This is a genomic window from Enterobacter sp. 186315 (assembly GCF_053290175.1).
Genome location: NZ_JBPTTK010000020.1, coordinates 18155 through 30611 on the forward strand (window position 1 = coordinate 18155; position 12457 = coordinate 30611).

At 49.6% G+C, this 12457-nt stretch carries 10 protein-coding genes and 1 pseudogene; 7 read left to right on the top strand and 4 right to left on the bottom strand.

Annotation, left to right across the window (positions count from 1 at the left end; genetic code table 11):
- Positions 1-37: 37 nt before the first annotated feature.
- From yqhD to ACSVHP_RS18440, 3 genes are all read left to right on the top strand, one after another.
- Positions 38-1201: an alcohol dehydrogenase gene (gene yqhD / locus ACSVHP_RS18430; protein ID WP_447552662.1), complete on the top strand. Its 1164-nt coding sequence runs from the start codon at positions 38-40 to the stop codon at positions 1199-1201.
- 104 nt (positions 1202-1305) lie between these two features.
- Complete coding sequence (dkgA, locus tag ACSVHP_RS18435; protein WP_447552663.1) at positions 1306-2133, top strand: 2,5-didehydrogluconate reductase DkgA; 828 nt, start codon at positions 1306-1308, stop codon at positions 2131-2133.
- 113 nt (positions 2134-2246) lie between these two features.
- Complete coding sequence (locus ACSVHP_RS18440; protein WP_447552664.1) at positions 2247-2741, top strand: DUF3828 domain-containing protein; 495 nt, start codon at positions 2247-2249, stop codon at positions 2739-2741.
- A 5-nt stretch (positions 2742-2746) separates the two neighbouring features.
- On the opposite strand, the pseudogene ACSVHP_RS18445 reads toward ACSVHP_RS18440, so the two are convergent.
- From ACSVHP_RS18445 to ACSVHP_RS18455, 3 genes and pseudogenes are all read right to left on the bottom strand, one after another.
- Positions 2747-3754 (bottom strand): annotated as a pseudogene (locus tag ACSVHP_RS18445) (DUF3362 domain-containing protein); the annotation flags it as partial.
- 114 nt (positions 3755-3868) lie between these two features.
- The gene (locus ACSVHP_RS18450) at positions 3869-4198 is read right to left on the bottom strand and encodes a hypothetical protein (protein WP_000140246.1); all 330 of its coding nucleotides are present in this window, start codon (positions 4196-4198) and stop codon (positions 3869-3871) included.
- Between the two features lie 204 nt (positions 4199-4402).
- Positions 4403-7678 (bottom strand): P-loop NTPase fold protein, encoded by a 3276-nt coding sequence (locus ACSVHP_RS18455; RefSeq protein ID WP_023314849.1) that lies wholly within the window; start codon positions 7676-7678, stop codon positions 4403-4405.
- 858 nt (positions 7679-8536) lie between these two features.
- On the opposite strand from ACSVHP_RS18455, the gene ACSVHP_RS18460 reads away from it, so the two are divergent.
- Together ACSVHP_RS18460 and acuR are read left to right on the top strand one after the other, a co-directional pair.
- Positions 8537-8833 carry a helix-turn-helix transcriptional regulator gene (locus tag ACSVHP_RS18460; protein WP_023314851.1) on the top strand — a complete coding sequence of 99 codons (297 nt, stop codon included), beginning with the start codon at positions 8537-8539 and terminating at the stop codon, positions 8831-8833.
- 423 nt (positions 8834-9256) lie between these two features.
- Positions 9257-9913 (top strand): acrylate utilization transcriptional regulator AcuR, encoded by a 657-nt coding sequence (gene acuR / locus ACSVHP_RS18465; RefSeq protein ID WP_023280966.1) that lies wholly within the window; start codon positions 9257-9259, stop codon positions 9911-9913.
- Positions 9914-9975: 62 nt separating this feature from the next.
- Here the strand turns inward: acuR and acuI are convergent, their stop codons facing one another.
- Positions 9976-10959 carry an acrylyl-CoA reductase (NADPH) gene (acuI, locus tag ACSVHP_RS18470; protein ID WP_023280857.1) on the bottom strand — a complete coding sequence of 328 codons (984 nt, stop codon included), beginning with the start codon at positions 10957-10959 and terminating at the stop codon, positions 9976-9978.
- A 400-nt stretch (positions 10960-11359) separates the two neighbouring features.
- On the opposite strand from acuI, the gene ACSVHP_RS18475 reads away from it, so the two are divergent.
- Positions 11360-12057, top strand: a protein-coding gene (locus ACSVHP_RS18475) for an IS1 family transposase (RefSeq protein WP_223195083.1) whose coding sequence is annotated in 2 segments (ribosomal slippage) — positions 11360-11609 and positions 11609-12057 — 699 coding nt in all. Because the reading frame shifts where the segments join, the coding sequence is not laid out codon by codon here.
- A 113-nt stretch (positions 12058-12170) separates the two neighbouring features.
- Positions 12171-12446, top strand: coding sequence for a formaldehyde-responsive transcriptional repressor FrmR (gene frmR, locus ACSVHP_RS18480; RefSeq protein WP_017384071.1), 276 nt, complete (start codon positions 12171-12173; stop codon positions 12444-12446).
- The last annotated feature ends 11 nt before the right edge of the window (positions 12447-12457 follow it).

Genomic DNA, 12457 nt, shown 5'->3' on the forward strand with positions numbered 1-12457 from the left:
GCCACCACGGTTTTTCACCCACATAAGGGAACGAGCAATGAACAACTTTAATCTCCACACCCCAACCCGCATTCTGTTTGGTAAAGGCGCTATCGCCGACCTGCGCGATCAGATCCCGGCGGACGCTCGCGTGCTGATCACCTACGGTGGCGGCAGCGTGAAAAAAACCGGCGTGCTGGATCAGGTCTACAGCGCTCTGGAAGGTCTGAACGTGCGTGAGTTCGGCGGCATTGAGCCTAACCCATCCTATGAAACGCTGATGAACGCGGTGAAAATTGCCCGCGACGAGAAGATCACCTTCCTGCTGGCCGTAGGCGGCGGTTCGGTTCTCGACGGCACCAAATTTATCGCCGCCGCCGCGCATTATCCGGACGGCATCGATCCGTGGCATATCCTGGAAACCCGCGGCAGCGACGTGAAAAGCGCGATCCCGATGGGCTCCGTGCTGACGCTGCCCGCGACCGGCTCTGAATCCAACAAAGGCGCGGTGATCTCCCGTAAAACCACCGGCGACAAACAGGCCTTTATGAACGAACACGTTCAGCCCGTCTTTGCGATCCTGGATCCGGTTTACACCTACACCCTGCCCGCGCGCCAGGTGGCGAACGGCGTGGTGGATGCCTTTGTTCACACCGTTGAGCAGTACGTTACCTATCCGGTTGACGGCAAAATTCAGGATCGTTTTGCAGAAGGCATTCTGCTGACGCTGGTGGAAGATGGCCCGAAAGCGCTGAAAGAGCCAGAAAACTACGACGTGCGCGCCAACGTGATGTGGGCGGCAACCCAGGCGCTGAACGGCCTGATCGGTGCCGGCGTGCCGCAGGACTGGGCGACCCACATGCTGGGCCACGAGCTGACGGCAATGCACGGCCTGGATCACGCCCAGACGCTGGCGGTGGTTCTGCCTGCGCTGTGGAACGAAAAACGCGACACCAAGCGCGCCAAGCTGCTGCAATACGCCGAGCGCGTATGGAACATCACAGAAGGCTCTGACGACGCGCGTATCGATGCGGCCATCGAAGCAACCCGCGGCTTCTTTGAGTCTCTCGGCGTGCCAACCCGCCTCTCCGGCTATGGCCTGGACGGCAGCTCTATCCCTGCCCTGCTGGCAAAACTGGAAGAGCACGGCATGACCCAACTGGGCGAGCACGGCGACATCACGCTGGACGTGAGCCGTCGCATCTATGAAGCGGCACGCTAAGCGTTTTTAGTCACCCGCCTTTCGTTTTTTGACATTTCGTCCAGACTTAATGCACACCCCATCGCCGGGGCTCCCTCCGGCGATGAGCAATTGAAGGAGGAAAAATGGCAAACCAAACCGTAATCAAGCTTCAGGACGGCAACGTGATGCCCCAGCTGGGGCTGGGCGTATGGAAAGCCGGTAACGACGAGGTCGTATCCGCCATTCATAAAGCACTGGAAGTCGGCTATCGCTCGATTGATACCGCGGCCGCCTACAAAAATGAAGAGGGCGTGGGTAAAGCACTCGCCAGCGCGGGCGTTTCCCGCGACGACCTGTTCATTACCACCAAACTGTGGAACGACGATCAGAAACGCCCGCAGGAGGCCCTGCAAGAGAGTCTGGACAAGCTTCAGCTCGATTTCGTCGATCTCTATCTGATCCACTGGCCGGTTCCGGCTATCGACCACTACGTTGAAGCCTGGAAAGGGTTGATCGCATTGCAGGAAGCCGGGCTGGTAAAAAGCATCGGCGTCTGTAATTTCCAGGTCCACCATCTGCAACGTCTGATTGACGAAACGGGCGTGGCGCCGGTGATTAACCAGATTGAGCTGCACCCGCTGATGCAGCAGCGCCAGCTTCACAGCTGGAACGCCACGCACAAGATCCAGACCGAATCCTGGAGCCCGCTGGCGCAGGGCGGCGATGGCGTTTTCAATCAGAAAATCATCCGCGATCTCGCCGATAAGTACGGCAAAACCCCGGCGCAGATTGTCATTCGCTGGCATCTGGACAGCGGCCTGGTGGTGATCCCGAAATCGGTCACCCCGGCGCGTATCGCCGAGAATTTCGACGTCTGGGACTTCCGCCTGGACAAAGACGAGCTCGGTGAGATTGCGAAGCTGGATCAGGGCAAGCGTTTGGGGCCGGATCCGGACCAGTTTGGCGGCTAAGGCTAAAATCCGAAAACCCGGGGAATTCCCCGGGTTTTGTTTATCAGGGCTGTTGCTTTGCGCGCCGCCCACATACACTCAGCAGACTTCCCTTAGCAAAACGGATTTCTGCTATGAAACATGTTCTCTTTTCGCTGCTGCTGCTTCCGGCAGCGGTATTTGCTCAAACCCCGGCACAATTCAGTGATTCCCCGGCGCAAAGCCCGAAAACATTTGTGATGAATCTGTATTCCGATCTCAGCAAGCTGGACGCTCAGCGCGTCTATTCAAAGGATCTGTTCGCCGCCATTCAGGAAAACGCGGCGGCGACGCCTGAAGACGAAGTGCCGTATCTGAACTTCAACCCGCTCTGCGCCTGTCAGGACGGCAAATTCTCACTGCGAAAAGTAACCCGCGTAAACCTGGCGAATCCGTCACAGTTTGAAGAGTCGATGCGGGTGAGTTACACGCTTACCGGGCAGGGAAAAAAGACGCTGACCCTGAAGCTTATCCCGAAAGGGAAAATGTGGGCAGTTGATGACGTTGTTTACCCGGATTCGGGCAGTCTGAAACAGGGACTGAAGCAAGATACGGCCAGGCAGAAAAAAGAGTCCTCCGCCCGGCCATAACCGGATTACGCTTTACGCTTCACCGGTTTTTTCGCCCCTGCGCTACCGTTCGAACGCTGATGCACAATCGGCGTATGTTTGGTCAGCGCAGGGCGCGTATTGCGGTTCTGACGACGCGCTTCGCGCATCTCCTCCAGCGTCGGCGCAGGCACCAGGCAGTCGCGACGCGAGCCAATCAGGTGCTTTTTACCCATCTCTTCCAGCGCCTGGCGGATCAGCGGCCAGTTTTTCGGATCGTGATAGCGCAGCAGCGCTTTGTGCAGACGGCGCTGTTTATCGCCTTTCGGGATCACCACATCCTCACTCTTATAACCCACCTTACTCAGCGGGTTTTTCCCGGTGTAATACATGGTCGTGGAATTGGCGAGCGGCGACGGATAGAAGTTCTGCACCTGATCCAGACGGAAGCGGCGCTGCTTCAGCCACAGGGCGAGGTTCACCATGTCTTCATCACGCGTACCCGGGTGCGCGGAGATAAAGTAGGGGATCAAATACTGCTCTTTGCCCGCCTGCTTAGAGTAGGTGTCGAACAGCTCTTTGAAGCGATCGTAGCTGCCCATGCCCGGCTTCATCATTTTTGACAGCGGGCCTTCTTCGGTGTGCTCTGGCGCAATCTTCAGATACCCGCCGACGTGGTGCGTCGCCAGCTCTTTGATGTAGCGCGGATCTTCCACGGCGATGTCGTAACGCACGCCTGAGGCGATCAGGATCTTCTTGATGCCCTTCAGGTCGCGGGCGCGGCGATAGAGGTTGATCGTCGGCTCATGGTTGGTGTCCATGTGCTCGCAGATGCTCGGATAGACGCACGACAGGCGGCGGCAGGTTTGCTCCGCGCGCGGCGACTTACAGCGCAGCATATACATATTGGCGGTCGGGCCGCCCAGATCGGAGATAATCCCGGTAAAGCCCGGCACCGTGTCGCGAATGGCTTCGATCTCGTTAACGATGGAGTCTTCAGAGCGGCTCTGAATGATACGGCCTTCGTGCTCGGTGATGGAGCAGAGCGAGCACCCTATAATTCTGATCATTTAGAAATTTTTTTGCGTTTAAAATCAATGAATTGAAAGATTTCATTTTTCTAAGTCTGATAAAACAGATGAAAACCCAACTGACTATACTCATAAAACTCAATCTTTGCGCTGCTGTACGATACCAGTAATTACAGGCGCCGAGTTTAACATCATGAAAAGTAGCCCAATAATGAATGACGCAACGCCAGCTGCGGTGCCTAACTTCTGACTGAACACCATTGAAACAAAGTACATATTTGGGATAAAAACGGACATAGCAATCACGAAAAGTAACTTATTCAGATAATTATTTATTCGGGTCTTAACCTCAACTCTATCATAAAAAGCCATCGAAACGTAAGCAGTTATCAGTGAATAAAAAGACCATGTCATATAGTTAACCGATTCATTAAATGCCTCTCGCAAAAGCAAAGCACTTTCTGTCATTCCCTACCTCATTAAATCAATAGAAAATAAATCTGAATAATTTATTTTTAAAAGAAAAGAACACAACATAACTTCAGTAGTTATGATTAATCCCTGAATGATTATTTCTTAGCAAGATATAACATGCTTAATGTATATCAGGCAATAAAAAAACTCCCAAAGACCACCGCTGTGGTCTTCAGGTATAGGATTTAAAGAACGAACTCAGTCCGGAAACGTATCACTATCTTCTGTAACGTCCGCTTTCTCTGGTAACATTCTGTTTTTAATATACTGTGAATTCCTGCAGATGAGAGGAAAAATCTCCGAGTTATTCATTATACAACTCGTTGCCGTACGGGCGTCCTCCGGAGACCATGATGAAAATGAAAACGTCTGACGGTCAAGCCATTGAGACAATAATACATTATCAACAGAAGCGCTAAACAGCGCCGCAATAGCCCTGCGTTCAACGGCCTTCTCAGGTTCAATAAACGACAACTCATTATGAAAACGGGTAATAATCGCAATACGGCTGTCAATACGAATATGTCTTTCAAGTAAGACATCGTGCAACTCATCAAGTACAGTCTCTCTCTGGGTATCGTCGAGGCAAGACCACAGGAAATGAATGTTCTCGGCATTTGTGACAACGTCTGGCTCTGCATCACGGAACCATGATGCAAAGATACCCACACTACCTTCCATCCGGATATGCTGCCCCTGAAGTTGCATTTGTTCAAGGATAAAGCGCATGTTCACAGGAAGAACCGTAAAACACTCAATAAGCCTTTCAGAAGAACTAAATACTCCACATGCCAGGGCGTTCAGCTTTTTCTTCAAAATATCAAACTGCTCACCTGACTGATATACGTCATGGAGAAATACTGGACCCATAGCATTCACATCAGACTCAATTATTTTCTCTGACAGTGCTTTTTGACGCTCTCGCACAAATATTAAAAGAGAGGTTGCATTTGTAGCTTCTTTGATGACGTCATACTGACCTTTAACAAAGCTCAGGACAGGTATATTCACCAGAAGACCTAAATCAACAATCCTGCCAACAGCATTTTTGATGTACGGCAGAACATTTTTATCCTTAAGTGCTATAAAGATACTCTCGGCAGTACGTAGATAACGAAGATATGCAGCCAAAGCCAGGTCAAACCGTTCCTCACCAATATGTTCACTGTACGACTCGATACCGGCATAGTTACCATGGAGCACCATGTGAGCAACAGCCTGTGCAGCAAATTCCGCAGGGAAGAGATTCCTCGTCGCCGTATTATTAAGATAATATTGATTTAAAACATTATTATTCCAGTCCGGGCTCAGAACAATTTTTCTGAAATGGATAACGTCCTCAACAACCTGACGATTTTTAAGCGTCATTATTGCAGAGCTAACCTGAGCCCCACCTGTACCATCATTCTTTCCAATTACGTTCTGTACCGCCTTCGATGCAATATTGATATGCCGGATAATTCCCGGATTAAAAAGGTCTATCTGAGGTTGCTCAGCTCCATAGCGTAACATCTCCTCCCGACCGTGATTTCCGATATCTAGTGTGCCAATTTTCAGGTTTGACAAGGTCTCTTCATTATTGACAAGGTATTCCACATAAAATACGCCATCTACAAAATTCTCCATTTTATTCAGTAGTGATTCACCGGCCAGAACAGAGTATGAATCAGCTTCCTGCAGCAACGTCTGCGTGGATTCAGCCTCCAATTTTTCTGAATCCTGAATTTCATCAAGTTTACTCACAATAAACGATATTTGCCTTTCGACGAAAGGCTCTAGGCTTATCCGCCCGTCAGCCATCAGTTTCTGCAGACTCAATACGAAACCTTCATCATTCTTTTCTCTGAGTGAAACAGCATAACTCTGATTCAGCATTTGCACTGCGACTTTGAGTTGCGGTTCGGCGAGAGCCTGACACTTCTCATCCATCCGGCTATAAGAAACCAGCCAGTCTCGCATCTGAATATGTGGTGCCACTCGCTGCCATGCTTCAGCGAAACCCCACAAGGCCGTCAGTTCTTCAAGCCGTGGGATATTTATAGCACCAATCGCGTCTTTAAGAGGCGTATCAAGCAACTCGCTCCTGGCAAGCTCCACCGTGGACTGATAGTGGATGCTCATCAGAAATTCGCTCCATCTTTCTGTATCGTTATTAAAAATTCGGGATATTTGTTGATAAGTTAGCGAGAGCATCTCGTCAAAATCATCCGGAGCAATACCGGGTTCGGTCTGACTAGCTTTGGGATCGCGAAGTAATACTTTAATATCTCGCTCCCCGTATCTGACCACCAGTAAGTAGAGAGCAATAAGAATATGGCGATGATCTTCTGTTGCAGGAACGGTAAGGTTCAGAATATGAATATCATTAACAAACTTCTTCATTAATCGCGGTGTGATACGAGGATACTCAGAGGGTTTCCAGCGCTCAAGCAACACCGTTGCTTCCCGGCACGCTATCCCTGCATCCTCATTTACTGTTTCTTTCCAGTACTGCCTTAACGCTTCCTGCCATCCTGCCGAAATAAGAGGAGGAACCTGAAAACTTACAGGAATCCGCTTTGCAATAAACTCACGCCCGCTGAAACCCGCCACAGAAAGTGAGGCTGAAACCTGTCTTGCCGAATAGGGCACCACTATCCTGAAGTGTTCATGAGTGGCTCCGGCAATAAGCTCCATATCACTCCAGAGCTCTTTCACTTTGTCTGCACTGATTCGGTCCAGATTATCAATGATAAGGATGAAGCGATCTCCATGGGAAATGACCTCTTTGGAGGTAAATCCCTGCAGAGCTTCAGCCAGCTCAATAGCTCCGACCTCCTTATTAACTAGCCAAGTCTCTTCAATCCTGTCAGTACTGTTGCGTTTGAACAAATCACCAATACTCGAATACCCTTTCTTTCTGTACCATTCCATGTTCTGCAGGCATGCCAGTCCTGCGACCATAATGGCAGGAGAAAGAAACGCGGCCACCTCAACATAAAAAAGCCACCCTAATAATGACTCCTTGTTAGTAAAATATTGATTAAGGTCTGTTAGCACATAACGAAGCATCTGCACGGAAAGCAATGACAGTAAAATAAAAACGACGGTCAACCAGCTTAGCCTGCTGCTGACCCTCTTGTCGTATTCAACGATGTTACCCAGAGCCAGATTTTTATACTTATCCAACACATCCCGGGAGCCCGGACATTGTAGGCTGACCCCGTGGTGGATGACATCGATAAGCGCTTTTTTAGTTGAGCCATGATGGTAACGTTCTGCATCAAAGTTAATGAACGTAAAATCATCTTTAAGCTTTTTCTGCAGGAACTTCAATATTGTTGACTTACCTGAACCCAGCTCACCTTCCAGACCAATAATATTGACATCAGGTGTCCTGATGATCTGAGCCACATTCTCTGCAACTTTTTCATGACTGCTGCCTCTAAACATATCCTGGTCAGCGGGTGATTCCGTCTGCAATCGTAGAGTCATTCAGCAATTTCCTTCGTTATAACGTAAGATTCTTTCACTATTAGACACAGTACAGAGCCCACAGCAACCAAATGACTGCAGCCGGGGCAGTTTAGTTTTAAGCATGCATAAGCCGATTTCGATGGAATCCCTTTCACACAATAATATTGAATTGAAGCAATGAAAACATTAATGTGTTTGTTGTGACTAGCTGCAGGGGCCTGGAAGAAATTCCAAAGCCTGACAAACCGGAACAGGGCTTGCTCTGCTCCGGTTTTATCCAGTTCATCTTGAAGCCCTTGTTTTTGTTACATATCCCTGCTCACTCTTTCAGCCATTGTTAAGCTTCTTGTGTGTAATCTGCGAATAATACGGATGCAAAATTGATGCAATGGATTATACATACCTACAGCGCACGTTACGCTGAGCTGAATCGAATTTCAGAGAACGTTCTTCGCTATTACCCTGCCCAGCCAGTTGAACACATTTTATCATCCGGCCCCGAGAGTGACATGTTCTCTGCCTGGTACAGCCTTCATCAGAGTCAAACTAGACGTTATTTACAGGCAAAAGAAGACAGCTACAGAGTTTAAGTCTGACATTATTCGTGGCTGTGTCTGCCTTCGGAGTTTTCAGCTTATCCCGATAACAGCGGTTTTGAAAAATTGACGTTTTTTACACCGGTACATTGCCCGAACGCAATCTCCCCCGTAGCGAAATACCGCCCCGCAGAAAATCGTCCATGCTCGGCATGCCCCTGGAACATCAGCATCTTTTCAATAAAGGTTTTACAGCCTATAGTCTGTATAACACAAAATACACCTTACCTGCTGTATTACAGGGCGGTACTCCCTACTCAGTCTGCGAGGCAGGTCACTTATGAATAATCAGTTCCCGATAAAAACGCTGAACCAGCTCAGACCTGTGCTAATCGGGTTTCGCAAAATCAAGGGCTTCACGCAAAAAGATGTGTCTGAGAGGCTTGCCGTAACGCAGCAAACCTATGCCCGCCTGGAAGCAAACCCTGCTAGCGCCAGTATTGATCGTCTGTACAAGGTATTCAGTATTCTGGGCGTAGAAATAACGCTGTCATCTATTTCCCCTTCACCCTTCATTTCCCACACAGAGATGAGGGGGGCATTTGACAGCACTCCCGCCAGACGGGAGAAATGGTGACTATTAGAAGTTTGCTAGTTTTGTCGAATGACGCCAACTACATGTCCGCATCCATCGAGTAGTGGCTTCAAGCCACGATTGTCACTGCCTCCGCTGCCTTTTTCCAGTAACTCTCTCCTTTTAATTCTAATATTTAGGGGTGTCAACGCAAAGCAGAAACGGCACCTTCTTTGCGAGACAGAAATGACCTGTGATTGCCTGGCCGATTTATGGCAGCTAAGTGCGAGAAGCGGATATAGCGAATTCGCCATTGTACGGGATTAGCAGGTTTACTGAAGCAACCTGCGATGGCGTTATGGCAATAGTCAGTCCCCTGTCCAGTCGGCATAGGTGGCCACCTCGTCACCGCCGGGGATAAACTGATTGAAGCCTCCGCGCAAAATCACTTATTCTTTTCCGTTAATAAAATGCAGGAGCAAAGTCATGACTGGCGAAATTCGTGGGCGAGGCAGGCCACGAAAAACAGAGAGTACCTATACAGATACCCGTAATGACCTGATCCGAAGCGGGCTTGAACTGCTCACGCAGAATGGTTTTCTTTCAACGGGAGTCGATGCCATTGTCAAAAATGCCAGTGTTCCTAAAGGCTCATTTTATTACTATTTCAAGAGCAAAGAAGAGTATGCCCAGACTGTTCTGAGCGCCTATGACAGTTTCTTTGTGCATAAACTCCAAAAACATCTGTATGAATCATCCTTCACACCAATGATGCGTCTGGAAAATTTCATCGACGATGCCTGCGACGGCATTAAAAAGTACAATTTCACCCGGGGCTGTCTGGTTGGCAATATGATGCAGGAGAGTCCGGGTCTTCCACTGTCCTTTATCAAACAGCTCCACGAAATACTTGAGCGCTGGCAGGCGCTTGTGGCGTGCTGTCTGTCCGACGCGTTATCTTCGGGCGAAATCCGTTCCGATATGAATAATACGCAACTGGCGGCCATTTTCTGGAGCAGTTGGGAGGGTGCCGTAATGCGTGCCAAACTTTATTGCTCAACCCAGCCTGTGTACGACTTCTGGAGCTATTTCAAAAAGTCAGTACGCTATCAGCCCTCTAAGGACACGGCTGTTGAAAAGTAAAAAAGGGGCCGCAGCCCCTGATAATAATTATCAAACCCAGGCTGAGCCTGGCTTCCACTTCATTAGCTACACTGAATTACTGCCCGGCCACGAATTCCGCCACTCAGAAGTTTTTCGGCCACATTGATGGCATCACTCAGCGGATAAACGGTGGTCAGGCTATCCAGTCTGGACTCCGGTAAATACTGTACCGCCTGCTGCCAGATCGCCGCTCTTTTTTCCTTCGCGAACATGACACTGTCAATCCCTTTCAGCGTGACGCCACGCAGGATAAACGGAGCCACATTCCCCATTAGTTCCATCCCCTGTGCCATGCCGCAGGCTGCAACAATACTGCCATAACGCACCCCGGCGCATACATTGCAGAGCGTATGGCTACCGACTGTATCAATGGCGGCAGCCCAGCGTTCTTTCTGTAACGGTTTTCCGGGACAGGAGAGCTCGGAACGGTTAATAATCTCGTCCACACCGACCGTTTTATAGAGCCAGGCAGCCTCTTCCGGGCGTCCAGTAGACGCCGTAACGCGGTACCCCATTGATGCAAGGATCATGGCCGCAATGCTCCCGACGCCGCCGCTGGCACCGGTAACAAGTACCGGACCATCTTCAGGCTTAATACCATGATTCAGAAGTGCGTCTACGCACAGCATCGCGGTAAACCCAGCTGTTCCGATTGCCATTACGTGTTTGCCGTTAGCGCCAGCCGGGAGCGGCGTCAGCCAGTCTCCATTTACCCGTGCTTTTTCGGATAGTCCGCCCCAGTGTTTTTCCCCAACACCCCAGCCGGTCAGGAGAACCTTATCTCCGGCCTGATATTCGGGATGTGAACTGGCGGACACTGTACCGGTAAAATCAATGCCGGGCACCATGGGAAAGCGTCGGACGATTGGGCCCCGGCCCGTAATGGCCAGTGCGTCTTTGTAGTTGATGGATGAATAGTCAACATTGACCTCCACATCCCCCTGCGGTAGTTCACTTTCAGCGATTTCAGCAAGTTGCGCACTATAGCGTCCATCTGTTTTGTTGATTAATAAAGATTTAAACACGTTCACCTCGTTTGTCCGGGCGTTTACCGTTCAGTCATTAAGTCGTCAATAAATAATATTGACCGATCGTCTAATAATCAACACTACGATCCCAGTGCTTTGCCAGCATTCAAGAAACATTATTCATTTCATGCACTTAAAGCTGTCTTTTTTGACCGACATCAAACTGTATTCTGGTTTATCTGGTGCAGAGGGAAAATCAGCATCCCTGAAGATACATAGCTAATGCTTCAGAACACGGCTGATGATGCGATAAAACAACCAGGCTTTAATGAGTTAGTCTGAGCGGACCTTCGGCTCAGTAAATAGGTCCGCTCCGTGCCAAGAGCAGACGCTGGTAATTCGGGTAATGGTGCCAACTTACTGATTTAGTGTATGATGGTGTTTTTGAGGTGCTCCAGTGGCTTCTGTTTCTATCAGCTGTCCCTCCTGTTCAGCTACTGAAGGCGTGGTGCGTAACGGTAAAAGTACTGCCGGACATCAGCGCTATCTCTGCTCTCACTGCCGTAAAACATGGCAGCTACAGTTCACTTACACCGTCTCTCAGCCCGGTACACACCAGAAAATTATTGATATGGCCATGAATGGCGTCGGATGTCGCGCCAGTGCACGCATTATGGGCGTTGGCCTCAACACGATTTTACGACACTTAAAAAACTCAGGCCGCAGTCGGTAAACTCACGCATACAACCGGGCAGTGACGTCATTGTTTGCGCGGAAATGGACGAACAGTGGGGTTACGTCGGCGCTAAATCACGCCAGCGCTGGTTGTTTTACGCGTATGACAGGATACGGAGGACGGTTGTGGCGCACGTATTCGGTGAACGCACGTTGGTCACGCTGGAGCGTCTTCTGGGCCTGCTGTCGGCCTTTGAGGTCGTGGTATGGATGACGGATGGCTGGCCGCTTTATGAATCACGCCTGAAGGGAGAACTGCACGTTATCAGCAAGCGATATACGCAGCGCATTGAGCGGCATAACCTGAATCTGAGGCAGCATCTGGCAAGGCTGGGCAGGAAGTCACTGTCGTTCTCAAAATCGGTGGAGCTGCATGACAAAGTCATCGGGCATTATCTGAACATAAAACACTATCAGTAAGTTGGAGTCATTACCGGTGCTCTGATATATTTATTATACTATAGTGGGGTATGTGTTGATCTTAATGTAATACTCCCCTATAGTATAAGAAATACAGAGCAGTGAGGTAAGCAATGCCCAGTACTCCTGAAGAGAAAAAAAAGGTCCTAACCCGGGTTCGCCGTATCCGGGGTCAGATTGATGCTCTGGAAAGAGCACTTGAAAGTGGCGCTGAATGCCGTTCCGTTCTCCAGCAAATCGCCGCCGTCCGGGGCGCCGCTAACGGACTGATGGCAGAGGTGCTGGAGAGCCACATACGGGAAACCTTTGACCAGAATGACAGCTACAGTCATGAAGTCAGTAAATCAGTTGACGATACGATTGAGCTGGTTCGTGCCTATCTTAAATAGGTGAGGCCATT

Coding starts and splice junctions, on each gene's coding strand:
- ACSVHP_RS18455 (WP_023314849.1), bottom strand. CDS start 7,678: ATGACTCTACGATTGCAGACGGAATCACCCGCTGACCAGGATATGTTT.
- frmR (WP_017384071.1), top strand. CDS start 12,171: ATGCCCAGTACTCCTGAAGAGAAAAAAAAGGTCCTAACCCGGGTTCGC.
- ACSVHP_RS18440 (WP_447552664.1), top strand. CDS start 2,247: ATGAAACATGTTCTCTTTTCGCTGCTGCTGCTTCCGGCAGCGGTATTT.
- ACSVHP_RS18460 (WP_023314851.1), top strand. CDS start 8,537: ATGAATAATCAGTTCCCGATAAAAACGCTGAACCAGCTCAGACCTGTG.
- yqhD (WP_447552662.1), top strand. CDS start 38: ATGAACAACTTTAATCTCCACACCCCAACCCGCATTCTGTTTGGTAAA.
- acuR (WP_023280966.1), top strand. CDS start 9,257: ATGACTGGCGAAATTCGTGGGCGAGGCAGGCCACGAAAAACAGAGAGT.
- dkgA (WP_447552663.1), top strand. CDS start 1,306: ATGGCAAACCAAACCGTAATCAAGCTTCAGGACGGCAACGTGATGCCC.
- ACSVHP_RS18450 (WP_000140246.1), bottom strand. CDS start 4,198: ATGACAGAAAGTGCTTTGCTTTTGCGAGAGGCATTTAATGAATCGGTT.